This is a genomic window from Microbacterium saccharophilum (assembly GCF_007992455.1).
Taxonomy (GTDB): Bacteria; Actinomycetota; Actinomycetes; order Actinomycetales; family Microbacteriaceae; genus Microbacterium; species Microbacterium saccharophilum.
Genome location: NZ_BKAH01000004.1, coordinates 180600 through 205249 on the forward strand (window position 1 = coordinate 180600; position 24650 = coordinate 205249).

The 24650-nt window shown below is 72.3% G+C and carries 22 protein-coding genes; 20 read left to right on the plus strand and 2 right to left on the minus strand.

The features are described 5' to 3' along the window. Positions 1–50 precede the first annotated feature (50 nt). The 4 genes from efp (at position 51) to MSA03_RS06545 (ending at position 5650) form a co-directional block, all read left to right on the plus strand. Complete coding sequence (gene efp / locus MSA03_RS06530) at positions 51–611, plus strand: elongation factor P (protein WP_028495714.1); 561 nt, start codon at positions 51–53, stop codon at positions 609–611. Positions 612–614: 3 nt separating this feature from the next. Continuing rightward, entirely contained in the window at positions 615–1025 is a 411-nt protein-coding gene (gene nusB, locus MSA03_RS06535) for a transcription antitermination factor NusB (protein WP_147050077.1), read from the plus strand. Positions 1026–1048: 23 nt separating this feature from the next. Further along, positions 1049–3988: a DEAD/DEAH box helicase gene (locus MSA03_RS06540; RefSeq protein ID WP_147050078.1), complete on the plus strand. Its 2940-nt coding sequence runs from the start codon at positions 1049–1051 to the stop codon at positions 3986–3988. Positions 3989–4069: 81 nt separating this feature from the next. Beyond that, complete coding sequence (locus MSA03_RS06545; RefSeq protein WP_147050079.1) at positions 4070–5650, plus strand: Rieske 2Fe-2S domain-containing protein; 1581 nt, start codon at positions 4070–4072, stop codon at positions 5648–5650. 54 nt (positions 5651–5704) lie between these two features. Here the strand turns inward: MSA03_RS06545 and MSA03_RS06550 are convergent, their stop codons facing one another. Together MSA03_RS06550 and MSA03_RS06555 are read right to left on the minus strand one after the other, a co-directional pair. Next, complete coding sequence (locus MSA03_RS06550) at positions 5705–6520, minus strand: permease prefix domain 1-containing protein (RefSeq protein ID WP_147050080.1); 816 nt, start codon at positions 6518–6520, stop codon at positions 5705–5707. Further along, positions 6502–6840 carry a PadR family transcriptional regulator gene (locus MSA03_RS06555; RefSeq protein ID WP_147050081.1) on the minus strand — a complete coding sequence of 113 codons (339 nt, stop codon included), beginning with the start codon at positions 6838–6840 and terminating at the stop codon, positions 6502–6504. Before MSA03_RS06555 ends, MSA03_RS06550 begins: the two co-directional genes overlap by 19 nt. A 106-nt stretch (positions 6841–6946) precedes the next feature. Here MSA03_RS06555 and pyrR point away from each other — a divergent pair, with 106 nt between their 5' ends. The 16 genes from pyrR (at position 6947) to hisG (ending at position 24650) form a co-directional block, all read left to right on the plus strand. Then, positions 6947–7492: a bifunctional pyr operon transcriptional regulator/uracil phosphoribosyltransferase PyrR gene (gene pyrR, locus MSA03_RS06560; RefSeq protein ID WP_028495719.1), complete on the plus strand. Its 546-nt coding sequence runs from the start codon at positions 6947–6949 to the stop codon at positions 7490–7492. After that, the gene (locus tag MSA03_RS06565; protein WP_147050082.1) at positions 7489–8460 is read left to right on the plus strand and encodes an aspartate carbamoyltransferase catalytic subunit; all 972 of its coding nucleotides are present in this window, start codon (positions 7489–7491) and stop codon (positions 8458–8460) included. The genes pyrR and MSA03_RS06565 overlap by 4 nt, the downstream gene beginning before the upstream one ends. Further along, entirely contained in the window at positions 8457–9758 is a 1302-nt protein-coding gene (locus MSA03_RS06570; RefSeq protein WP_147050083.1) for a dihydroorotase, read from the plus strand. Before MSA03_RS06565 ends, MSA03_RS06570 begins: the two co-directional genes overlap by 4 nt. Further along, the gene (locus tag MSA03_RS06575; protein WP_147050084.1) at positions 9755–10288 is read left to right on the plus strand and encodes a PH-like domain-containing protein; all 534 of its coding nucleotides are present in this window, start codon (positions 9755–9757) and stop codon (positions 10286–10288) included. Before MSA03_RS06570 ends, MSA03_RS06575 begins: the two co-directional genes overlap by 4 nt. Then, positions 10285–11430 (plus strand): glutamine-hydrolyzing carbamoyl-phosphate synthase small subunit, encoded by a 1146-nt coding sequence (gene carA / locus MSA03_RS06580; protein WP_147050085.1) that lies wholly within the window; start codon positions 10285–10287, stop codon positions 11428–11430. The genes MSA03_RS06575 and carA overlap by 4 nt, the downstream gene beginning before the upstream one ends. Then, the gene (gene carB, locus MSA03_RS06585) at positions 11430–14717 is read left to right on the plus strand and encodes a carbamoyl-phosphate synthase large subunit (protein WP_147050086.1); all 3288 of its coding nucleotides are present in this window, start codon (positions 11430–11432) and stop codon (positions 14715–14717) included. The genes carA and carB overlap by 1 nt, the downstream gene beginning before the upstream one ends. Beyond that, positions 14714–15577 (plus strand): orotidine-5'-phosphate decarboxylase, encoded by an 864-nt coding sequence (gene pyrF / locus MSA03_RS06590; RefSeq protein WP_147050087.1) that lies wholly within the window; start codon positions 14714–14716, stop codon positions 15575–15577. The genes carB and pyrF overlap by 4 nt, the downstream gene beginning before the upstream one ends. Further along, on the plus strand, positions 15570–16466 hold the full coding sequence (gene gmk / locus MSA03_RS06595; RefSeq protein WP_147050088.1) for a guanylate kinase: 897 nt from the start codon (positions 15570–15572) through the stop codon (positions 16464–16466). Before pyrF ends, gmk begins: the two co-directional genes overlap by 8 nt. Positions 16467–16553: 87 nt before the next feature. Beyond that, complete coding sequence (gene rpoZ / locus MSA03_RS06600; protein ID WP_028495727.1) at positions 16554–16808, plus strand: DNA-directed RNA polymerase subunit omega; 255 nt, start codon at positions 16554–16556, stop codon at positions 16806–16808. 105 nt (positions 16809–16913) lie between these two features. Next, on the plus strand, positions 16914–18107 hold the full coding sequence (gene metK / locus MSA03_RS06605) for a methionine adenosyltransferase (protein ID WP_028495728.1): 1194 nt from the start codon (positions 16914–16916) through the stop codon (positions 18105–18107). A gap of 10 nt (positions 18108–18117) precedes the next feature. Continuing rightward, positions 18118–20070 carry a primosomal protein N' family DNA-binding protein gene (locus MSA03_RS06610; protein ID WP_147050089.1) on the plus strand — a complete coding sequence of 651 codons (1953 nt, stop codon included), beginning with the start codon at positions 18118–18120 and terminating at the stop codon, positions 20068–20070. 8 nt (positions 20071–20078) lie between these two features. Beyond that, positions 20079–21008, plus strand: coding sequence for a methionyl-tRNA formyltransferase (gene fmt, locus MSA03_RS06615; RefSeq protein WP_147050090.1), 930 nt, complete (start codon positions 20079–20081; stop codon positions 21006–21008). Beyond that, positions 21005–22360, plus strand: coding sequence for an RsmB/NOP family class I SAM-dependent RNA methyltransferase (locus tag MSA03_RS06620; RefSeq protein WP_147050091.1), 1356 nt, complete (start codon positions 21005–21007; stop codon positions 22358–22360). The genes fmt and MSA03_RS06620 overlap by 4 nt, the downstream gene beginning before the upstream one ends. A 352-nt stretch (positions 22361–22712) precedes the next feature. Further along, positions 22713–23450: a ribulose-phosphate 3-epimerase gene (rpe, locus tag MSA03_RS06625; RefSeq protein ID WP_276523620.1), complete on the plus strand. Its 738-nt coding sequence runs from the start codon at positions 22713–22715 to the stop codon at positions 23448–23450. 49 nt (positions 23451–23499) lie between these two features. Continuing rightward, on the plus strand, positions 23500–23763 hold the full coding sequence (locus MSA03_RS06630) for a phosphoribosyl-ATP diphosphatase (RefSeq protein ID WP_028495733.1): 264 nt from the start codon (positions 23500–23502) through the stop codon (positions 23761–23763). 44 nt (positions 23764–23807) lie between these two features. Continuing rightward, on the plus strand, positions 23808–24650 hold the full coding sequence (gene hisG, locus MSA03_RS06635) for an ATP phosphoribosyltransferase (protein ID WP_147050093.1): 843 nt from the start codon (positions 23808–23810) through the stop codon (positions 24648–24650).

Consider the following 24650-nt stretch of genomic DNA (forward strand, 5'->3'; position numbering starts at 1 on the left):
CTCTTCAGCGCCGCGGCCCCGGACCCCACACGAACGGAAACTTCACACTCATGGCATCCACCGCAGACATCAGGAACGGCGTCGTCCTCAAGATCGACGGACAGCTCTGGAGCGTCGTGGAGTTCCAGCATGTCAAGCCCGGCAAGGGCGGCGCGTTCGTCCGCACGAAGCTGAAGAACGTCGTCTCGGGCAAGACCGTGGACCGCACGTACAACGCGGGCACGAAGATCGAGATCGAGAACGTCGACCGCCGCGACTACACGTACCTGTACAACGACGGCGACAGCTTCGTGTTCATGGATGTCGCCGACTACGACCAGCTGACCGTCCCGGCGGCGACCGTGGGCGACGCGAAGAACTTCCTGCTGGAGAACCAGCAGGTCCAGATCGCGCTCAACAACGACAACCCCCTGTACGTCGAACTCCCGGCATCCGTCGTGCTCGAGATCACGTACACCGAGCCCGGCCTGCAGGGCGACCGCTCCTCGGCGGGCACGAAGCCCGCGACCGTCGAGACGGGCTACGAGATCCAGGTGCCGCTGTTCCTGGAGACCGGCACGAAGGTCAAGGTCGACACGCGCACGGGTGACTACCTCGGTCGCGTGAACTGAGCGTTGAGCGCCCGCAGCAAGGCGCGCAAGCGCGCCCTGGACATCCTGTACCAGTCCGACGTCCGCGGTGACGACCTCGCCGTGACGCTCGCCGCCGAGGCGCAGCGCGCGGCCAGCGAACCGTCCCGCGAGGCGTCGTGGCTGTACGCGCGCGAGATCGTCGACGGCGTCATCGACAACCGTGACGACATCGACGAGCAGATCGTCACGCACGCCCGGGACTGGAAGCTCGAGCGGATGCCGGCCGTCGACCGCGCGATCCTCCGCATGGGCGTGTGGGAGCTGGTCTACAACGACGAGGTGCCCACCGCCGTCGTGATCGACGAAGCCGTGGAACTCGCCAAGGAGTTCTCCACCGACGACTCCAGTTCGTTCGTGCACGGCGTCCTGGCGCGCATCGCTCGCTCCCACTGACATCGGCACGCGAAGCCGCCGCCATGGATGCCGCTCGCCGCACCCCGGGTGAGGCGGCGCCGTCCTGGCGCACCCTCCTCTCCGCTCCACCGGCGGAGTTCGAGCCGCTCGCCCTCGGCGTCGAGCTGCGCCAGCGCGAGACCTCCGGGGAGGCCCACTGGGCGCCGCGCCGCGTGCAGGCCGTCACCCCCCGCCGCTTCGCGCACGATCCGTTCGACCTCCTCGTGGGCCTCCGCCCGCTCATGCGCGGCGCCGCGGGCTGGATCAAGGGGGACGTGACCTGGGAGTCGCTGCGCCGCACCGGCCGCGGACGACGCTGGAGCCGGGCGCAGGTGCGCTGGTTCACCGAACTGCACGCCCTCGCCCGCGACGACCGGATCCTCGGCGGCTTCGCCGACACGTCCGAATGGCTCACCCTCGACACGATCGAGGCCACGCTGCTGTGGCCGCACCTGCGCACCGCCGCGGATCTCGGCATCCCGATCGTCCCCACCCGAAAGGACCTCGACGTGACCCTCGCGGCCGGCGCCGCCGTCGAGGTCGTCCTGAGCCGCGACGACGCGGGCCTGCACCTCGCCCCGCGGGTGGAGATCGACGGCGCTTCCGCCGACGCCCCGGCCGTGCGTCCCGTCGCCCGGAGCGGGGTGTACGCCGTCGCACTGGACGGCGCCCGTCTCCGCGTCACGCTCGCTCCCGTGCCGCTCAGCGAGACGGCCCGCGCCATCCTCCTCGCGCCGGCGCCCGTCCGCGTCCCGGCGGACGAGGTCGACGACTTCGTGCGCGAGGCGTATCCCGCGCTCGCCCGCCACGTCACGCCGGCGCCGGGGCTCGACCTGCCGACCCCGCGGCACACGACCCTCGTCGCGACGGTCGCCTTCCAGCCCGGCGACACGATCGACTACGCCCTGCGCTGGGAGCGCGCCGGCGCCGGCAGCGCCCCGTACGAGCCGCCCGCCGACGACGCCGAGGCCGCCACCGCCCAGGCGCTCGAACGCGCGTGGGACGACGCCGTCCCGCTGCCCTTCGCGCCGGTCGCGACGCTGCGCGGCGTCGACGCGGCCGAGTTCGGCGCGCACGCCCTGCCCCTGCTGGAGTCGCTCGACGGGGTCCGCGTCGTCGTGACGGGGACCCGCCGCCGCTACCGGGAGCTCACCGATGACCCGCGGATCACCGTCTCCACCGTCGAGTCCACCGACCCGGACTGGTTCGACCTCGGCATCATCGTCGAGATCGGCGGGCGACGCGTGCCGTTCACGCCGCTGTTCACGGCGCTGGCGCTGCGGCGGAAGAAGATCCTGCTCAGCGACGGCCGGTACTTCTCGCTCGCCCACCCGGCCCTGGACCGGCTCCGCGAGCTCATCGACGAGGCCGCCGAATTCGACGAATGGGAGACCGGTCCGCGCATCAGCCGCTACCAGGCCGCGCTCTGGTCGGACTTCGAGGACCTCGCCGACGTGTCCGAGCCCGCGGTGAGCTGGCGGGAGGCGGCGAGCGCGCTGCGGAACGTCGAGCCGGTCGACCACGCACCGCTTCCCGCACGGCTGCACGCCGAGCTGCGCCCCTACCAGCGGGACGGCTTCGACCGGCTCGCGTTCCTCTGGCGGCACCGGCTCGGCGGCATCCTCGCCGACGACATGGGCCTCGGCAAGACGCTGCAGGTGCTCGCGCTCCTCGCGCACGCCCGGGAGACGGGGGAGCGGCGCCCGTTCCTCGTGGTCGCGCCGACCTCGGTGCTGTCGGTCTGGCGGGAGGAGGCCGCCCGCTTCACGCCGGACCTGCGCGTCCGGGTCGTCGATGCCACGCGCGCCACGAGCGGGATGCCGCTGGCCGACGCGGCGGCGGGCGCCGACATCGTCGTGACCTCGTACACGCTGCTGCGCCTGGATGAGGGGGAGTTCACCGCTGCCGAGTGGGCTCTCGTCGTGCTGGACGAAGCCCAGTTCGTGAAGAACCGCCGCACGCGCGCCTACCGCGCGGCCGCGGCGCTCCGCGCGGACGTCACGCTCGCCGTCACCGGCACCCCGTTGGAGAACTCGCTCGAGGAAATCTGGACCCTCCTCTCCCTGACCTCCCCGGGCCTGTTCGCCTCCGCCCGCCGGTTCCGCGAGGAGTATGTGAAGCCGATCGAGAAGGGCAAGGTGCCGGAGAACGTCGAGGGCGGCCCCTACCGCGCGCGGCGCATCGAGCGCCTGCGCCACCGCATCCGTCCCTTCGTCCTGCGCCGCACGAAGGAGCTCGTCGCCGCCGAGCTCCCGCCCCGGCAGGAGCAGGAGCTGCGCATCGAGCTCAGCAGCGCGCACCGGACCGTCTACGACACCGTCCTGCAGCGGGAGCGGCAGAAGGTGCTCGGGCTCCTGGACGACCTCGACCGCAACCGGTTCATCGTGTTCCGCTCCCTGACGCTGCTGCGCATGCTCGCGCTCGCGCCGTCGCTCGTGGATGCCGGGAACATCCGCTCGAGCAAGCTCGATGCCCTGCTGGAGCGCCTCGACGAGGTCGTCGCGGAGGGTCACCGGGCTCTCGTCTTCAGCCAGTTCACGTCGTACCTGACCCTCGTCGCGGCGGCACTGGACGCGCACGGCATCCGCCACGTCTCCCTGGACGGGTCCACGCGCGACCGCGCCGGGACCGTCGAGGAGTTCCGCGGCGGCGACGCGCCGGTGTTCCTCATCAGCCTGAAGGCGGGCGGCTTCGGACTCACCCTCACCGAGGCGGACTACGTCTTCCTGCTCGACCCGTGGTGGAACCCCGCCGCCGAGGCGCAGGCGATCGACCGCACCCACCGGATCGGCCAGGATCGGCCGGTCAACGTGTACCGGCTCATCGCGGACGGGACGATCGAGGAGAAGGTGCTCGCGCTGCAGGAGCGGAAGGCCCGGCTGTTCCACGCCGTCCTGGACGAGGACGAGCTGCTCTCCCGCGCGCTCACCGCCGACGACATCCGCGGCCTGTTCGAGGACTGACCCGACCCGCCTCGTTTTGCACGGCACCGCTGCCCGGACGCGCGGACCACCTCCCGTAAACTCTCGGCAGGAGGATTCAGCATGCGCATCACCGGTCTCGGCCACGCAGGAATGTTCATCGAGACCACGGGCGGCAGCATCCTGTGCGACCCCGTGGTCGGCTCGTCGTTCTACGGCTCGTGGTTCGTGTTCCCGGACAACCGGGCGCTCGACTGGGAGCGCTTCGGGGCGGCGGACTTCCTGTACATCTCGCACCGCCATCGCGACCACTTCGATCCCCGGGCGCTGCAGCAGTACGTGTCGAAGGACATCGAGGTGCTGCTGCCGGACTACCCGACGGACGACCTCGAGCAGGATCTCCGCGCGCTCGGGTACGACAACATCACCTACACGCGCGCCGGCGAGGTCATCGAGCGCGGCTCGCTGAAGATCATGATCACGCCGCTGCGCGCACCCAGCGACGGCCCCATCGGCGACTCCAGCCTCTCCGTCGACGACGGCACGGCGTCGATCCTCAACCAGAACGACTCGCACCCGCTGGACCTGGAGAAGCTGCTGTCGTTCGGCAAGCCGGAGGCGTACTTCACCCAGTTCTCCGGCGCGATCTGGTGGCCGATGGTCTACGACCTGCCGCAGGAGGCGAAGCGCAACTTCGCCCACCTCAAGCGTGAGGCCCAGCACAAGCGCGCCATGTTCTACATCGAGAAGGTCGACGCGCCGCACGTCTTCCCGATGGCGGGGCCCCCGATGTTCCTCCGCGATGAACTGTTCCGCTACAACGGCCTCGGCCAGGAGGACGACTCGATCTTCACCGACCAGGCGCAGTTCCTGGCGCGGATGAAGGAGGAGGCGCCGCAGTACGACGGTCACTACTTCCTCCCGGGCACCGTCGTCACCCTCGAGGGGGGCGAGGTGAGCGTCGAGCAGAGCCTGTACACGGATGCCGAGATCGAGCGCATCTTCACCGACAAGTGGGCCTATCTGGAGGAGCAGCGCGCCTCGCGTCAGCAGGAGATCGCCGACGAGGTCGCCTCGCGCTCGCCCATCCTGCCGCCCGCCGAGATGCTCGCCGCGCTCCAGGAGTGGTGGGAGCCGCTGCTGCGCCGCGCACGCACGATCCGCACCGGCGTCGGCGGCCCCGTGCGCTTCACGATCGGCGACCTCGACATGGTCGTGGACTTCCCGAAGGCGAAGCTCCGCGAATACGCGGGGGAGGAGACCGGGTACTGGTTCACGATCCCCGCCGATCTCGTCTCCACGAACCTCGCCGAGCGCGAGATCGACTGGTCGAACTCCATCTTCCTGTCGATGCAGTTCCAGGCCGGACGCGTCGGGAAGTTCAACGAGTTCATCTACACCTTCCTGAAGTGCCTGTCCCGCGACCGCATCGAGTACGTGGAGAACTGGTACGCCGAGCAGGCCGACGTGTCCGAGGACATCGAGCTGGCCGACTGGACCGTGCAGCGCCGCTGCCCGCACCTGCGCGCCGACCTGTCGAAGACCGGCAAGATCGAGGACGGCGTCCTCACCTGCTCGCTGCACGACTGGAAGTGGGACCTCGCGACCGGCAAGTGCCTCACCACCCACGGACACCCGGTGCGCGCGTCCCGCAGCGTCGACGGCGAGATCACCGAGGCCGCGACGCTGCCCGCCGCGGTCTGACGACGCGGAGAAGGGGGCCGATCGCGCACCGCGATCGGCCCCCTTCTCGTGACGTCAGGCGGGAACGGCGTACCCGCGGGAGACCCGGCGCGCGAGGCGCACCGCGAGATCGGCGAGCGCGGCGATGAGCACGGCGCCCATGCCGGCCACGAGCGCCCAGCCGGCGAACTCGAGGTTCGCCTCGGCGAACTGACCGAGCAGCGTCACCGCGATCGACGCGATCCCGATGAGCGGGGCGGCGACCAGCAGCACGAGGACGAAGGTCCGTGAGCCGGCGTGCGCCCGCCGGGCGCGCGCCATGGTCCAGGTCACGGCCGCCGCCAGCAGCGGCAGCCAGAAGATGATCGCCCACGCGAGCACGAGCGCCGCGGCAGCGAAGAGCACTCCGAGCGCCGCGATCGCGATCGTCGAGCCGTCGAACGCCCCGGTTGCGCGGAGGTTCATCCCGACGAGCACAGCCGTCGTGACGAGGCAGGCGGCGGAGATGAGCATCGCCGAGAGCAGGTAGCGGTCGGAGGTCCATGCGCCGTCGACGTCCGTGAAGCCATACAGAGCGGCCACCGACGCGACGGCCCAGAGGACGGCGGCCAGAGCGGCGGTTGCGCCGAGATGGCGCGAGAAGAACAGGGTCACGAGGTTTCCTTTCGATGGGACGGAGGTGAGGAGGCCTGCCACCAGGCGCGGCTCGCCGAAACGGGCCAGGGCGCGGCGCTGGGCGGTCTCCGGGTCGACGCCGACGGCTTCGAGCCGCTCGGCGGCGGAGTGCAGGTGGTCGGCGACCTCGTCGAGCAGGTCGGCGCGGTCGCGCCGCCCGTGCATGCCCGTGCCGAGGACCTGGAGGTACTCGTCGATCAGGCTGTCTGCGGCCACGGGTTCCTCCTCAGGACCGAGTCGACGGCGTCGACGAACTCGCGCCACCCCTGGCGCTGTTCGACGAGTCGGGTCTGGCCCTGCGCCGTCAGGGCGTAGAGCTTCCGGCGGCGGCCCGAGGTGTCGGACCATTCGTGCTGGAGAAGGCCCGCCCGCTCCAGACGGTGCAGCACGGGGTAGACCGTGCCTTCGGCCAGGTCGAACGATCCGCCGCTGCGATCGCGCAGTCGCTCGATGACCCCGTAGCCGTGCAACGGTCCCCCCGAGACGATCGCGAGGACCAGCAGGTCGAGATGACCTTTGAGTGCTTCGCTATTCATACCTAGGGACACTAGGCCTAGCGTCACTAGGTGTCAAGAGGCGGACTATCATCGAGGGAAGCAGCCACCTTTAACACCGTCCAGAGAGGCGGAGAAGGGAGCGCGGATGAGCACGCCCACCGTGCACCCCCGCACCGTGATGTCCACCGCTGACATCGCCCGGGCCCTGACTCGGATCTCCCACGAGATCCTCGAGTCCAACAAGGGGCCCGACGACCTCGTCATCCTCGGCATCCCCACCCGCGGCGTAGCCCTCGCCGACCGCATCGCGGCGCTCGTCTCCGAGTTCGGGGGAGCGGCCGTGCCCCGCGGCGCCCTGGACATCACGATGTACCGCGACGACCTGCACCGGAACCCGACGCGGACGCCCCAGCCCACCCAGATCCCCGCCGGCGGCATCGACGGCAAGACCGTCATCCTCGTCGACGACGTGCTCTTCTCCGGACGCTCAATCCGCGCCGCCCTCGACGCCCTGCAGGACATCGGGCGCCCCGCCGCGGTGCGCCTCGCGATCCTCGTCGACCGCGGCCACCGGGAGCTCCCCATCCGGCCCGACTTCGTCGGCAAGAACCTGCCCAGTGCCCGCCAGGAGCGCGTCAACGTCCTCCTCGCCGAGGTCGACGGCGCCGAGGAGGTGACGATCGCCTCATGAGGCACCTGCTGGACACCAAGACCCTCTCCCGCCACGACGCCCTGCGCATCCTGGACGTCGCCGAGGACATGCGCGACACGCAGACCCGTGAGATCAAGAAGCTCCCGACGCTGCGCGGCAAGACCGTCGTGAACCTCTTCTTCGAGGACTCCACGCGCACCCGCATCTCCTTCGAAGCCGCCGCCAAGCGCCTCTCCGCCGACGTCATCAACTTCTCCGCGAAGGGATCGTCGGTGTCGAAGGGGGAGTCGCTGCAGGACACCGCGCAGACGCTGCAGGCCATGGGCGCGGATGCCGTCGTCATCCGCCACGGCGCCTCCGGCGCCCCGCAGACCCTCGCCACGAGCGGCTGGATCTCCGCGGGCGTCGTCAACGCGGGCGACGGCACGCACGAGCACCCCACGCAGGCGCTGCTCGACGCCTTCACGATCCGCAAGCGGCGCTTCGGCGCGGACAGCCGCGGCCGCGACCTCACGGGCGTCGCCGTCACGATCGTCGGCGACATCCTGCACTCCCGGGTCGCCCGCTCCAACGTGTGGCTGCTGTCGACGCTCGGCGCCGACGTGACCCTCGTCGCCCCGCCGACCCTCGTGCCGCAGGACGTCTCGGCGTGGCCGGCCCGCATCCGCTACGACCTCGACGACGCCCTCGCCGCCGGCCCGGACGCGGTCATGATGCTCCGCATCCAGCTGGAACGCATGAACGCCGCCTATTTCCCCACTGAACGGGAGTATTCCCGCCGCTGGGGTCTGGACGCGCGGCGCGTGGCATCCCTTCCGGCGGATAGCATTGTCATGCACCCCGGTCCCATGAACCGGGGCCTGGAGATCTCCGCCGACGCCGCCGATTCCCCGCGCTCGACCGTGCTCGAACAGGTCGCGAACGGCGTCTCGGTGCGCATGGCGGCGCTGTACCTGCTGCTGGCGGGCGAGCGGGACACGACGAACGCAGAGGAGGCCGCACGGTGACCGAGACCATCCTGATCCGCGGAGCCCGCATCGACGGGGCGGCATCCGACCTCGTGATCGCCGACGGACGCATCGACGAGATCGGCACCGGCCTCAGCCGCGCCGGCGCGCGGGTCGTGGATGCCGACGGGCTCCTCGCCCTGCCCGGTCTCGTCGACATGCACACGCATCTCCGCGAGCCCGGCTACGAGGCGTCCGAGACGATCCTCAGCGGCTCCCGCGCCGCCGCCGCCGGCGGCTACACGACGGTGTTCGCGATGCCGAACACGTCGCCGGTGGCCGACACGGCCGGTGTCGTCGAGCAGGAGCTCGCCCTCGGCGAGGCCGCCGGCTACGTCCACGTGCAGCCGATCGGCGCCGTCACGGTCGGGCAGAAGGGGGAGCGGCTCGCCGAACTCGGCGCCATGGCCTCCTCCCGCGCCCGCGTCCGCGTGTTCAGCGACGACGGATTCTGCGTCTTCGACCCGCTCATCATGCGGCGGGCCCTGGAATACGTGAAGGCCTTCGACGGCGTCGTCGCCCAGCACGCGCAGGACCCGCGGCTCACCGAGGGCGCCCAGATGAACGAGGGCACCGTCTCGGCCGAGCTGGGTCTCGCCGGCTGGCCGGCCGTCGCCGAGGAGTCGATCATCGCCCGCGACGTGCTCCTCGCCGAGCACGTCGGCTCCCGCCTGCATGTCTGCCACCTCTCCACCGCGGGCTCCGTCGACATCATCCGCTGGGCCAAGAAGCGCGGCGTCAACGTCACCGCCGAGGCGACCCCGCACCACCTGCTCCTGACCGAGGATCTCGTCCGCGGCTACGACGCCCGCTTCAAGGTCAACCCGCCGCTGCGCCGCGACGAGGACGTGCAGGCCGTCCGGGAAGGGCTCGCCGACGGGACGATCGACATCGTCGCGACCGACCACGCCCCGCACCCCGCCGAGGCGAAGTCCTGCGAATGGCAGGCCGCCGCGAACGGCATGGTGGGTCTCGAGTCCGCGCTCCGCGTCGTGCAGCAGGCCGTCGTGGACACCGGCCTGCTCGACTGGTCGGACGTCGCCCGCGTCATGTCCGCGGCGCCGGCGCGCATCGGCCGTCTCGACGGCGCCGGCACCCCGCTCGTCGCCGGCGCCCCGGCATCCCTCACCCTGTACGACCCCACGCCGGTGCGCGCGTTCACGCGCGAGGACCTGCACGGGCGCAGCACCAACTCGCCCTACGTCGGCCGCGACCTGCCCGGGCAGGTGCTGTGGACGTTCTTCCGGGGCACCCCCACCGTCGAACGCGGCATCGTCCGCGAGGAAGCACGCGCATGACCCGCGAAACCGCCGTCCTGATCTTCATCGCCCTCGCCGTCGTCCTGCTCGGGCTCGGCGTCTGGGCGTGGATCCGACGAACGCGGCGGGACAGCGCGCTGGCGGCGCCGCTCGGCGAGATCCCGGCGGGCGCGGCGACCCGCGCGGTCTTCCACGGCCTCTACGTGGCCACCACGCGACACGACGAGCCGCTCGAGCGCCTCGCCATCCGCGGGCTCGGCTTCCGCTCCCGCGTCACGGTGACGGTCACCGACCTCGGCGTCGCGCTGGACCTCACCGGCCAGCCGCGTCTGTTCCTCTCCCTGGAGCGCATCGCATCGGTCGGGCAGGCGACGGTCGCGATCGACCGCGTCGTGGAGAAGGACGGACTCGTCCGCCTCGCCTGGCACGCCGCGGCCGACACCCCGGACCGGACGCTCGTCGACACGTACCTGCGGGCGCAGGACGCGTCCTCGCGCGCCGTCGTCGACGCCATCGCCGGCATCCTGCCCGCACCGACTTCCACCACCCCGACGGGAACCGACGCATGAGCTTCACCACCGACCCCGCCGTCCTCGTCCTCGAGGACGGCACCCGCCACACCGGCCGCGCGTACGGCGCGCGCGGCGTGACCCTCGGCGAGGTCGTCTTCTCCACCGGCATGACCGGCTACCAGGAGACCCTCACCGACCCGTCCTACGCCGGCCAGATCGTGCTGCAGACCGCGCCGCACATCGGCAACACGGGCATGAACGACGACGACCCCGAGTCGCGGCGCATCTGGGTCGCCGGCTACATCGTCCGCGACCCCTCGCGCGTCGTGTCGAACTGGCGCGCCCAGGAGTCCCTCGACGATGCCCTCGAGCGCGACGGGATCGTCGGCATCAGCGGCATCGACACCCGCGCCGTCACTCGGCACATCCGCTCCGCCGGGTCGATGCGCGGCGGCGTGTTCTCCGGCGCGTCCGCAGACCTGGCGGCCGACGAGCAGCTGCGCATGGTGCGCGAGGCGCCGCAGATGGCCGGCCAGAACCTGTCCGCCGCCGTCTCGGTCTCCGAGGCGCAGGTGACCCCCGCCGTCGGCGAGCGCCTCGGCAATCTCGCCGTCCTGGACCTCGGCGTCAAGCAGTCCACCGTCACGAACCTCGCGGCGCGCGGGTTCGACGTGCACGTGCTCCCGCAGAGCGTCACGATCGACGAGATCCGCGCGATCGACCCGGTCGCCGTGTTCTACTCCAACGGCCCCGGCGACCCGGCCGCCTCCGACGACCATGTGAACCTGCTGCGCGCCGTCCTGGACGAGCGGCTGCCGTTCTTCGGCATCTGCTTCGGCAACCAGCTGCTCGGACGCGCGCTCGGCTTCGGGACCTACAAGCTGCCCTTCGGGCACCGCGGCATCAACCAGCCGGTGCTGGACAAGCAGACCGGGCGCGTCGAGATCACGGCGCACAACCACGGCTTCGCCGTCGACGCGCCGATCGAGGGCGTCACGGACAGCCCGAACGGCTACGGGCGTGTCGAGGTCAGCCACGTGGACCTCAACGACAACGTCGTGGAGGGCCTGCGCGCCCTCGACATCCCGGCGTTCTCGGTGCAGTACCACCCCGAGTCGGCGGCCGGACCCCACGACGCCAACTACCTGTTCGACCGCTTCCGCGACCTCGTCGTGTCGACCCTGAAGGACAAGAACTAGTGCCCAAGCGCGACGACATCCGCTCCGTCCTCGTCATCGGCTCCGGCCCCATCGTCATCGGCCAGGCCTGCGAGTTCGACTACTCCGGCACCCAGGCGTGCCGCGTGCTGCGCGAGGAGGGCGTCCGCGTCATCCTCGTCAACTCCAACCCGGCGACGATCATGACCGATCCCGACTTCGCCGACGCGACCTACATCGAGCCGATCACCTGGCAGGTGATCGAGACGATCATCGCGAAGGAGCGCCCGGACGCGATCCTGCCGACCCTCGGCGGCCAGACGGCCCTGAACGCCGCGATCGACCTGCACAACCACGGGGTCCTCGAGAAGTACGACATCGAGCTCATCGGCGCGAACTTCGAGGCCATCAACAAGGGCGAGGACCGGCAGATCTTCAAGCAGCTCGTGCTGGACGCCGGCGCCGACGTCGCCGACAGCCGCATCTGCCACACGATGGACGAGGTGCTCGCCGGTGCCGCCGAGCTCGGCTACCCGCTCGTCGTCCGGCCGTCCTTCACGATGGGCGGCCTCGGCTCCGGCTTCGCCTACGACGAGAACGACCTCCGCCGGATCGCCGGCGCGGGCCTGCGCGACTCCCCGACGACCGAGGTGCTCCTGGAGGAGTCGATCCTCGGCTGGAAGGAGTACGAGCTCGAGCTCATGCGCGACACGGCCGACAACACCGTCGTCGTCTGCTCCATCGAGAACGTCGACCCCGTCGGCGTGCACACCGGCGACTCCATCACCGTCGCCCCGGCCCTCACCCTCACCGACCGCGAGTACCAGAAGCTCCGCGACATCGGGATCGACATCATCCGCGCCGTCGGCGTCGACACCGGCGGGTGCAACATCCAGTTCGCCGTCGACCCGGCCACCGGCCGCATCATCGTCATCGAGATGAACCCCCGCGTCTCGCGCTCCTCGGCGCTCGCGTCCAAGGCCACCGGCTTCCCGATCGCGAAGATCGCCGCGAAGCTCGCGATCGGCTACCGCCTCGACGAGATCCCCAACGACATCACGAAGGTGACGCCGGCGAGCTTCGAGCCGACGCTGGACTACGTCGTCGTCAAGGTGCCGCGGTTCAACTTCGAGAAGTTCCCGAACGCCGACACGACGCTCACCACCACGATGAAGTCCGTCGGCGAGGCCATGGCCATCGGCCGCAACTACGCCACGGCGCTGCAGAAGGCGCTGCGCTCGCTCGAGAAGCGCGGCTCCAGTTTCCACTGGGGCGACGAGCCGCGGTCGATGGAGGAGCTGCTGGAGGTCGCGAGGAAGCCCACCGACGGTCGCATCGTCGTGCTCCAGCAGGCGCTCCGCAAGGGCGCGACCCTGGAACAGGCCTTCGAGGCCACGAAGATCGACGCCTGGTTCCTCGACCAGATGATCCTCATCAACGAGGTCGCCGAGTTCATCGCCGCGGCCGCAGAGCTGGATGCCGCGACGATCCGCATCGCGAAGGATCACGGCTTCAGCGACGCGCAGATCGCGCAGCTGCGGGGCCTGGACGAGGCCGAGGTGCGCGGGATCCGGCACGGGCTCGGCATCCGCCCGGTCTACAAGACCGTCGACACCTGCGCGGGGGAGTTCCCGGCCCAGACGCCGTACCACTACTCCTCCTACGACGCCGAGACCGAGGTGACGCCGTCGGAGCGCCGGAAGATCGTGATCATCGGCTCCGGACCCAACCGGATCGGCCAGGGCGTCGAGTTCGACTACTCGTGCGTGCACGCCTCGTTCGCGCTGTCCGACGCGGGGTACGAGACCGTCATGGTCAACTGCAACCCCGAGACGGTGTCCACCGACTACGACACCTCCGACCGGCTGTACTTCGAGCCGCTGACCCTCGAGGACGTCCTCGAGGTGCTGCACGCGGAGGCCCGCTCCGGTGAGATCCTCGGCGTCATCTGCCAGCTCGGCGGGCAGACACCGCTGGGCCTCGCGAAGGGCATCGAGGCCGCCGGCTACCCGATCCTCGGCACCCAGCCGGCCGCCATCGACATGGCGGAGGAGCGGAGCCTGTTCTCCGGGCTCCTCGCCGAGGCCGGGCTCGTCGCCCCGCGGCACGGCACCGCCACCGACGAGGCCGGCGCGATCGTCATCGCCGAGGAGATCGGCTACCCCGTGCTCGTGCGCCCGAGCTTCGTGCTCGGCGGCCGCGGCATGGAGATCGTGTACGACACCGACAGCCTCCGCGACTACTTCGTCCGCGTCGCCGACCAGGCGATCATCGGCGAAGGTGCGCCGCTGCTCGTGGACCGGTTCCTCGACGACGCCGTGGAGATCGACGTCGACGCGCTGTACGACGGCGAGGAGCTGTACATCGGCGGTGTCATGGAGCACCTCGAGGAGGCCGGCATCCACTCCGGCGACTCCAGCTGCACCCTTCCGCCGATGTCGCTCGGCCGCAACGAGATCGACCGCGTCCGCATCGCGACCCTCGCGATCGCGAAGGGCGTGGGCGTCCGCGGCCTCCTCAATGTGCAGTTCGCGGTGTCGGCCGGCGTGCTCTACGTCATCGAGGCCAACCCGCGCGCGTCGCGCACCGTCCCGTTCGTCTCCAAGGCGCTCGGCATCCCGCTCGCGAAGGCCGCCGCCCGCATCATGGCCGGCGCCACGATCGCCGAGCTGAAGGACGAGGGGCTGCTGCCCGCGCAGGACGGCTCCCGGGTGCCGCTGGACGCCCCGGTCGCCGTCAAGGAGGCCGTGCTGCCGTTCAAGCGGTTCCGCACCGCCGACGGGCACACGGTGGACTCCGTGCTCGGCCCGGAGATGCGCTCCACGGGCGAGGTCATGGGCATCGACCGCGACTTCCCGACGGCGTTCGCGAAGAGCCAGGCCGCCGCATACGGCGGGATGCCGACCTCCGGCACCGTGTTCCTCTCGGTGGCCGACGACGACAAGCGCGCCGTGATCCTGCCCGCGCACCGGCTGCAGGAGCTCGGCTTCCGCCTCGTCGCGACCGAGGGCACGGCGGAGATCCTGGCGCGCAACGGCATCCGCGTGGAGGTCGTGAACAAGTACTCCGCGACCCACGACTCCGGCGAGGTGAACGTCGTCGACCTCATCAACGCGGGCGAGATCGACATCATCGTCAACACGCCCTCCGGCGGCATCGCACGCGCCGACGGCTACGAGATCCGGGCCGCGGCGGTCGCCGGCGACAAGGCGCTGTTCACGACCATGGCCGTGCTCGGCGCGGCCGTCAGCGCCCTCCCCGTCCTCCGCGAGGGGTTCCGCGTGCGGAGCCTCCAGGAGTACGCCGCCGACCGGGCGGCGTCGGCGTGAGCGGATTCGGCGGGCGCCTGCACGCCGCCATGACGGAGCGCGGCCGGCTGTGCGTCGGCATCGACCCGCACGCCGCGCTGCTCGAGGAGTGGGGGCTGGATGCCACGGCCGCCGGCGCGCGCGACTTCGGCCTGCGCGTGGTCGACGCGGCGGCGGGGCGCGTCGCCGTCGTGAAGCCGCAGGTGGCGTTCTTCGAGCAGTACGGCTCGGCGGGCTTCGCCGCCCTCGAGGACGTCCTGCGCGCGGCACGCGAGGCGGGCCTGCTCGTCATCGCCGACGCGAAACGCGGCGACATCGGCTCGACCATGGACGCGTACGCGCAGGCGTGGCTCGCCCCGGGGTCGCCGCTGGAGGCGGACGCCGTGACGGTGAGCCCGTACCTGGGCCCCGACTCGCTGCGCGGCACGATCGCGCACGCCGTCCGCGGCGGCAAGGGCGTCTTCGTCCTCGCCGCGACGAGCAACCCCGAGGCGCTCGGACTGCAGTCGGCCGAGGTCACGGTCGTCGACGCCGAGCGCGGGCAGACGGTCGCCGACTGGGTCGCCTCCCACGCCGGAGCGGCGAACCGCTTCGGCGTCGTGGAGGGCGACGCGCTCGGCCCGGTCGGCTTCGTCGTCGGCGCCACGATCGACCGCGACGAACTGGGCCTGCGGACCGAGACGCTCGGCGGTGCGCCGATCCTCGCGCCGGGCTTCGGCGCGCAGGGCGCGCGCCTGGCCGACCTCGACCGCCTCTTCGGCGCGCTCGCGCCGCAGGTGCTCGCCTCGGCGAGCCGCAGCATCCTCGGCGCGGGACCGGACGGTCTCGTCGCCGCGATCGACGCGCACAACGCAGAACTGCAGGAGAACCGCCGTGGCTGACGGACAGCGTCCCCCCGAGGTCGACCGGGCCGCGGCATCGCGGCGCGCCGTCGCCGCCCGCCGCGAGCGCGCGTCGCTCAAGCGCGACGTCTCGACCCGCGTCATCACGCCGCAGGAGCTGCTGCGGCGCGCCCTCGCCGACCCGGCGTCGCCGGCCGGTGCCATGCGGGTGCCGGAGTTCCTCACCGCGATCCCGGCGATCGGGGAGGGCAAGCGCGACCGCATCCTCGCCGAACTCGGCATCTCGCCCGTCAAGCGGCTCGGGGGTCTCGGCACCCGGCAGCGGGTCGCGCTGCAGGCCTTCCTCGACCGGCGCTGGCCGGAGCCCGCGCCGCGCGCCGGCCGCAGCCGTCTGCTCGTGCTCGCCGGCCCCACGGCCGTCGGGAAGGGCACCGTCGCCGCGCACATCAAGGCGCACCACCCCGGCATCCTGCTGTCCGTCTCCGCGACGACGCGGACGCCGCGGCCGGGGGAGGTCGAGGGGGAGCACTATTTCTTCGTCGACGATGCCGAGTTCGACCGTCTCATCGCCTCCGGCGCGCTCCTCGAGAACGCGACGGTGCACAACACGCACCGCTACGGCACGCCGAAGGCCCCGATCGACGCCGCCCTCGCGGAAGGACGCACCGTTCTGCTGGAGATCGACCTGCAGGGCGCTCGGCAGGTGCGTGCCGCTGCGCCGGACGCCACGCTGGTCTTCCTCCTGCCGCCGAGCTGGGACGAGCTGGTCCAGCGGCTCGTCGGCCGGGGCACGGAGGACGAGGAGGAGCGCGCCCGGCGCCTCCGCACCGCCCGCCGTGAGCTCGCCGCGCAGGGGGAGTTCGACTACCTCGTCGTCAACGACGAGGTCGCCCGTGCCGCCGAGGAGGTCGCCGCCCTCGCGCGGTGACGCCCGCCCGTCCGGTAGACTGGTGGGATGCCGCGGCGCCGCCGCGCCACGATCTTTCCCATGACATCCGATCCAGGAGGTTTCGCCATGGCCGGAACGAACCAGGGCATCATCGACCCGCCCATCGACGCACTGCTCGACAAGGTGGACTCGAAGTACCAGCTCGTCATCTACGCATCCAAGCGCGCGCGTCAGATCAACGACTACTACTCCGACCTGCACGAGGGGAACCTGTTCGACAACGTGGGCCCGCTCGTGGACTCCAGCGTCGAGGACAAGCCGCTCACGATCGCGATGCACGAGATCCACGAGGACAAGCTCCGCCTTCGCCCGGCCGAGTGACTCTGTGACGCCGCAAGGCGTCGCCATGCCCGTGTGCCCTGACATGTCAGGCCCCACGGGCATGATGGTTTCCGCACCCGTTCGCGTCCGTTTCCTGGAGAGCCGATGACCCCGCTGCGCCTGTTCACCTCCGAGTCCGTCACGGAGGGGCATCCGGACAAGATCTGCGACCAGATCTCCGACAGCATCCTCGATGCGATCCTCACCGACGACCCGGACGGCCGGGTCGCCGTCGAGACGCTCGTGACGACGGGTCTCGTCCACGTGGCCGGCGAGGTCTCCACGAGCGCGTACGTGGAGATCCCGGCGATCGTGCGCGACGTCGTCAACCGCATCGGCTACACATCCTCCGAGACCGGGTTCGACGGCGACTCGTGCGGCGTGAGCGTGTCCATCGGCGCCCAGTCCTCCGACATCGCCGCGGGCGTCGACAAGGCGTTCGAGCGTCGCGAAGACGGCTCGGAGGACCCGCACGACCTGCAGGGCGCCGGCGACCAGGGCATCATGTTCGGCTACGCGACCACCGAGACCCCGCAGCTCATGCCGATGGCGATCTGGACCGCGCACCGCATCGCCGAGCGGCTGTCCGAGGTGCGCCGCGACGGCAGCCTGCCGTTCCTCCGGCCCGACGGGAAGACGCAGGTGACCCTCGGCTACGACGGCACCGTCCCCAAGACGGTCGAGTCCGTCGTGCTCTCCACGCAGCACCACCCGGACATCTCGCAGAAGGCGCTGCGCGCCGCGATCCGCGCCGAGGTCATCGAGCCGGTCCTCGAGCAGACGGGCCTCGACATGCCCGATGTGAAGTACTTCATCAACCCGGCCGGGCCGTTCGTCATCGGCGGCCCGAAGGGCGACGCCGGTCTCACCGGGCGGAAGATCATCATCGACACCTACGGCGGCGCGTCGCGCCACGGCGGCGGCGCGTTCAGCGGGAAGGACCCCTCGAAGGTCGACCGCTCGGCCGCGTACGCCATGCGCTGGGTCGCCAAGAACGCCGTCGCTGCGGGCCTGGCCGACCGGCTCGAGGTGCAGGTCGCGTACGCCATCGGCAAGGCCAAGCCCGTCGGACTCTACGTGGAGAGCTTCGGCACCGGCCACGTCGCGGACGAGGTCATCACGGCCGCGATCCGCGAGGTGTTCGACCTGCGACCGCACGCGATCATCGAGCACCTCGACCTCCTGCGCCCCATCTACGCGCAGACCGCCGCGTACGGTCACTTCGGCCGGGAACTGCCCGACTTCACGTGGGAGCGCACGGACCGCGTCGAGGAGCTCCGCGCGGCCGCACGACTGTAGAGCCGCGGCCGTGACGAGCGTCGCCCGCGTCCTCATCGACTCCCCGCTGCCGCAGCTCGACCGGCTGTTCGACTACGCCGTGCCGGCGGAGCTGGATGCCGACGCGGTCCCGGGCGTGCGGGTGAAGGTGCCGCTGCGCACCGCCGGGCGGGTCGTCGAGGGGTACGTCGTCGAGCGCGGGGAGGCGGAGACCTCCGGCCGCCCCCTGTCCGACCTCGACAGCGTGGTCTCCACAGTGCCGGTGCTCACTCCGCCGCTGTACGCCCTGGCACGCCGCGCGGCCGACCGCGCCGCCGGCTCGGCGAGCGACATCCTGCGGCTCGCGATCCCGAAGCGCATGGTGCGCGCCGAGAAAGCGTGGCTCGCCGCCGAGACGCCGCCCGTCGCCGCCGTGCCCCCGGAGGCCGCCGCGTGGGCGTCCGGCCTGCTGGCCGGCTACCCGGGTCTCGCCGAAGCCCTCGCGGCCGGGGAGCGGCTGGCCCTGGACGCCCCGCCCCGCCCGTCGACGGAACGCGTCGTGGGGGCCTGGGCCGAGCTGCTCGCCGCGATCGCCGTGCACACGCTCGCCGCGGGCCGCAGCACGCTGCTCGTCGTCCCCGACCAGCGCGACGAGGATCAGGTGCTCGCGGCGCTGGAGGGACGCGCGCCCGAGGTGGTCCGCGACGACGCGCGCCGTTCGGGTCCCGAACGGTACGCGACGTACCTGCGCCTGCTCACCCCGGCCCCCTGCATCGTCGTCGGCAACCGGTCCACGGTGTACGCCCCGGCATCCCAGACGGGTGTCGTGGTCGTGTGGGACGACGGCGATCCGCTCCTGGCGGAGCCGCTGAGCCCGGGCGTGCACGCCCGCGACGCGGCGCTCATCCGGCAGGAGCTCGAGGGCAGCGCCCTCGTGTTCGCGGGGCACACCCGCACGACCGACGTCGAGCGTCTCGTGCAGATCGGGTGGGTCCGCGACCTGCCCGCCGCGCGCCGCGCGAGTCCCCGGGTCGTGCTGTCGGCCACCCGCGAGGGCGAGTCCCGGGGCGCGCGTGTGCCCTCGGCGGCCTTCGCGGCCGCGCGGGAGGCCATCGCGGGGGGTGGGCCCGTGCTCGTGCAGGTCGCGCGGCCGGGGTACGCGCCCGTGCTCGTGTGCGCCGACTGCCGCACGCCGGCGCGGTGCCGGCACTGCGGCGGGCCGATGCGGGCCCGGCGGGCCGGCGCGGCGCCGGAGTGCACGTGGTGCGGCCGGTCGGCGCCGAACTGGTCCTGCACCAACTGCGAGTCCACGAAGCTGCGGATGGCCTCGGCCGGCAGTGAGCGCACCGCCGACGAGCTCGGCCGGGCGTTCCCGAACACGCGGATCATCGTCGCGGACGGCGAGCACCCCGTCAGCCGCGTCGAGCACCGCCCCGCCCTCGTCGTCGCGACGCGCGGCGCGGAACCGGCCGCCGTGGGCGGCTACCGCGCCGTCATCCTCCTCGACGGCGACCGGATGCTGATGGCCGAGCAGCTGCGGATCGGGGAGTCGTGCCTGCGCTGGTGGTCGCACGCCGCGACGCTCGCGGCCCCCGGGGCGCCCGTGCACCTCGTGGGGGTGTCGGGGCCCGTCGCGCGGGCTCTGGCGACCTGGACGCAGCCCGCCTACGCGCGTGCCGAGCTCGCCGACCGCGTCCCGCTGCACATGCCGCCCGCCGTCCGCGTCGCCGCCCTGGAGGGCGCCGTGCCGGTCGTGGAGGCGACGCTCGCGGAGCTGCGGACCGCCGTGCCCTCGCTCGGGCCCGAGGCGGTGCTGGGACCGGTGCCGCAGGCGGAGGGCGGTGTCCGGGCCCTCGTGCGCTTCGACTACGGGCACGGCAAGGCCGTCGCCGAGCACCTCCGGGCGGCCGTCGTCGCGGAGGCGCTGCGCGCCCGCCGGGCGAGGGAGCGCGGCACGCGCAATACACTCAGAGTGCGGCTCGACGTGCCCGAGCTGGATCTGTGAGGAGTCCCATGCGCATCGTCTTCGCCGGGACACCGCACCCGGCGGTCCCCTCGCTGCACGCCGTCGCGGCGTCCGCGCACGACCTGGTCGGCGTCGTCACGCGCGGCGACGCGCCGCTCGGCCGCAAGCGCGTCCTCACGCCGTCTCCGGTCGCCGCCGCAGCCGAGGCGCTCGGCGCACCGGTCGTCAAGGCCGACCGGCTCGACGCCGACGCGACGGCCGCGATCGAGGCGCTCCGCCCCGACCTCGGGGTCATCGTCGCGTACGGCGGACTGGTCCGCGAGCCCCTCCTGTCGCTGCCGCGGCACGGCTGGATCAATCTGCACTTCTCGCTCCTGCCGGCCTGGCGCGGCGCCGCGCCGGTGCAGCGCTCGCTCATGGCGGGGGAGACCGTCACGGGTGCGAGCGTCTTCCAGCTCGTCCCGGCGCTCGACGCGGGCGACGTCTTCGGGGAGATCCGCTACGACGTCCCGGCCGAAGCGACCGCCGGCGACGTACTCGCAGCCCTCGCCGAGCGCGGAGCGGCCCTGCTCGTCGACGTCGTCGACGCGATCGCGGCGGGCACCGCGCGCGCCGTGCCGCAGAGCGGGGAGCCGACCCTCGCCCCCAAGCTCACGATCGCCGACGGCGCCCTGGACTTCACGGCATCCGCCGACGCCGTCCTCGCCCGGTTCCGCGGCACGACCCCCGAGCCGGGCGCGCACACCTCCGTCGGCGGTCAGCGCCTGAAGGTGCTCTCCGCCGTCCGCGGCCCCGACACCGGCCTGGATGCCGGGCGCCTCGCCCTCGTCGACGGCGCCGTCCTCGTCGGCGCTCGGGAGGGCACCGTGGCCCTGCGCACCGTGCAGCCGGCCGGCAAGGGACCGATGGCCGCCGCCGACTGGTGGCGGGGCCTCAGAACCGACGACCCGCGGGTGGATGCGGCGGTGGCCCCGTGAACCTCGCCCGCCGCGTCGCATACGAGACGCTCCGCGCCGTGCACGAGTCCGACGCGTACGCCAACCTGCTGCTGCCGCGGGAGATCACGCTCGCCGGCCTCGACACGGCCGACGCGGGGCTCGCCACCGAGCTCACCTACGGGACGCTGCGCCTGCAGGGGACGTACGACGCCATCATCGCGGATGCTGCGGGCCGGGCGACCGAGGACATCGATGCGGATGTCCTGGACGCGCTGCGACTCGGCGCGCATCAGCTCCTGTCGATGCGGGTCGCGACGCACGCCGCCGTCAACGAGACTGTCGACCTCGTGCGGGACACCGCGGGGAAGAAGGCCACCGGGTTCGCCAACGCCGTCCTGCGGCGGATCTCGGAGCGGCCGCTGGCGGAGTGGCTGGACCGCGTCGAGAGCGCGGCCCGCTCCGACGACGAGCGCCTCGGCCTCCGCTACGCGCATCCCGTGTGGGTCATCCGCGCGTTCCGGCGTGCGCTGACCGCCGAGGGCCGGGCCGATGAGCTCGAAGACCTGCTGGCCGCCGACAACGCCGCACCGGGTGTCACGATGACGGCGCTCCCCGGCCTGGTCGACGCACCGGCGGACGCCGAGGCGACGCCGTACTCGCCCATCGGGTTCCGCCTGGCCGGGGGAGACCCCGAGCGGCTCGTCCGCCAGGCGTCCGGCCGCGTGCGCGTGCAGGACGAGGGGTCGCAGCTCGCGGCCCTCGCCCTCACCCGCGCCGCGCCGATCCGCGGCGGCGAGCGCTGGCTCGACCTGTGCGCCGCGCCGGGCGGGAAGACCGCCGTCCTCGCCGCCGAGGCGCTCGCGGGCGGCGCAGCCCTGGAGGCCAACGAGCTCTCGCCCATCCGCGCGCGCCTGGTCCGCCACTCCGTGTCGGGGGTGCCCCTGGATGTGCCGGTCTCGGAGGAGGACGGCCGCGACCGTGCGGGCCGTGGCCGCTACGACCGCATCCTGGTCGACGCCCCGTGCACGGGGCTCGGTGCGCTGCGCCGACGTCCGGAGGCGCGCTGGCGGAAGAGCCCCGCCGACGTCCCCGCGCTCGTCGATCTGCAGCGGGAGCTCCTCACGGCGGCCGTCGACGCCCTGGCGCCGGGCGGCATCGTCGCCTACGTCACGTGCTCGCCGCACCTCGCCGAGACCGCCGCGGTCGTCGCGGACGTCCGCCGCTCGCGCGGCGACGCGCTGGAGGAACTCGACGCGCGGGCGGTGCTGGCATCCATCTCGCCGCGCGAGATCGACCTGCCGGAACCCGCGGACGGGTCGGGCCGGGCCCAGCTCTGGCCGCACCGGCACGGCACGGACGCCATGTCGATCACGCTGCTGCGCCGCCGCTGAGCCGGGCCGCGCCCGGGCACCCGGCATCCCGGGCAAAAGGGGGACGCTTCGCGCCGCCTCACGCCCGCCCATGCGGCACGAACTGCCCCCGATCGGCGCGAGAGCGGGCGCGCCCCGGCATCCCGGGCGAAAGGGGGACGCTTCGCGCCGCCTCACGCCCGCCCATGCGGCGCGAACTGCCACCGATCGGCGCGAGAGCCGCCCCGCCCCGGCATCCTGGCCGAAAGGGTGGCGCTTCACGCCGCCTCGCGCCCGCCCATGCGGCACGAACTACCACCAATCGGCGCGAGAGCCAGCCCGCCCCGGCATCCTGGCCGAAAGGGTGGCGCTTCACGCCGCCTCGCGCCCGCCCATGCGGCACGAACTGCCCCCGATCGGCGCGAGAGCCGGCCCGCCCCGGGATAATGGGGCCGTGCCCTCCGCCGACGCCATCCGCATCAACCCGAGCATCCTCGCCGCCGACTTCGTGAACATGCAGGCCGACCTCGCGCGCATCGCGACGGCCGACTTCGTCCACGTCGACGTCATGGACAACCACTTCGTGCCGAACCTGACGTTCGGGCCGCAGATGGTCGAGCGGATCCAGGCGACGAGCCCCGTGCCGCTGGACGTGCACCTCATGATCGCCGACCCCGACCGGTGGGCACCCGGCTACGCCGAGCTCGGCGCGGCATCCGTCACCTTCCATCTCGAGGCCGCCACCGACCCCGTCCGGCTCGCGCGTCGGCTGCGGGAGATCGGGGCGCGTGCCGGTGTCGCCGTCAAGCCCGCGACCCCCGTCGAATCGCTCTTCGACGTGCTCGACGAGTTCGACCAGATCCTCGTGATGACCGTCGAGCCGGGATTCGGCGGCCAGAGCTTCATGGCCGACCAGATGCCCAAGCTCGCCTCACTCGCCGACGAGGCGCGGGCCCGCGGCTCGCAGGTGTGGCTGCAGGTCGACGGAGGCATCAGCGCCTCGACGATCGCGCAGGCCGCGGAGGCCGGCGCCGACACGTTCGTCGCGGGGTCGGCGGTGTTCGGCGCGGACGATCCCGGCCAGGCGATCGCGGCGCTGCGGGCCCAGGCATCCGCGCATCACCGGCACTGACCGCGGCCGGCGGCAACCGGGGCCTCCCTCGGCCCGGTAACCTGTCAGGGTGAAGACGTTCGACGATCTGTTCGCGGAGCTGACCGCGACCGCGGCGGCACGTCCCGAGGGATCGGGCACGGTCGCCCAGCTCGACCGCGGTGTGCACGCCATCGGCAAGAAGATCGTCGAGGAGGCCGCCGAGGTGTGGATGGCGGCGGAGTTCCAGTCGCAGGACGAGGCGGCCGAGGAGATCTCCCAGCTGCTGTACCACCTCCAGGTGATGATGCTCGCGAAGGGCCTCAGCCTCGAGGATGTCTACCGACATCTCTGAGCGACGCCGCCGACTCCACACCACGAACCGAAAGCCCCCGCAACATGCTGCGTATCGCTGTGCCGAACAAGGGATCGCTCGCCGAGACCGCCGCCGAGATGCTCGGAGAGGCCGGCTACATCGGCCGCCGCGACCCCAAGGACCTGCACGTCATCGATCCCGTCAACGAAGTCGAGTTCTTCTACCTGCGCCCCAAGGACATCGCGACGTACGTCGGCTCCGGCGCCCTCGACGTCGGGATCACCGGCCGTGACCTGCTGCTGGATGCCCGGATGCCCGGTGCCCGGGAGATCGAGAAGCTCGGCTTCGGCGCCTCCACGTTCCGTTTCGCGGGCCCTCCCGGAGCCTTCTCCGAGCTGAGCGACCTCGACGGCGTGCGCGTCGCGACGGCGTACCCCGGCCTCGTGGACGCCTACCTCGACGAACACGGCGTGGCCGTCGACCTCGTGCCGCTGGACGGCGCCGTGGAATCGGCCGTGCAGCTGGGCGTCGCCGACGCCGTCGCCGACGTCGTCTCCACCGGCACGACCCTGAAGCAGGCGGGCCTGGAGATCTTCGGCCCCGTGCTGCTGGAGTCCGAGGCCGTCCTCATCGGCGCTCCGACCGAGGCCGAGGGCACCGACACGCTGCTGCGGCGCCTCCGCGGCGTCATGGTCGCCCGCCAGTACGTCCTCATCGACTACGACCTGCCGGCGAACCTCGTCGACGACGCCGTGGCCATCGCGCCGGGGATCGAGTCGCCCACCATCTCACCGCTGCGCGACCCGGAGTGGGTGGCCGTGCGCGTCATGAGCCCCCGCAAGAGCGTCAACCAGGTGATGGATGCGCTGTACGCGATCGGCGCACGCGCGATCCTCGTCACCCCGATCCACAACGCGCGGCTCTGA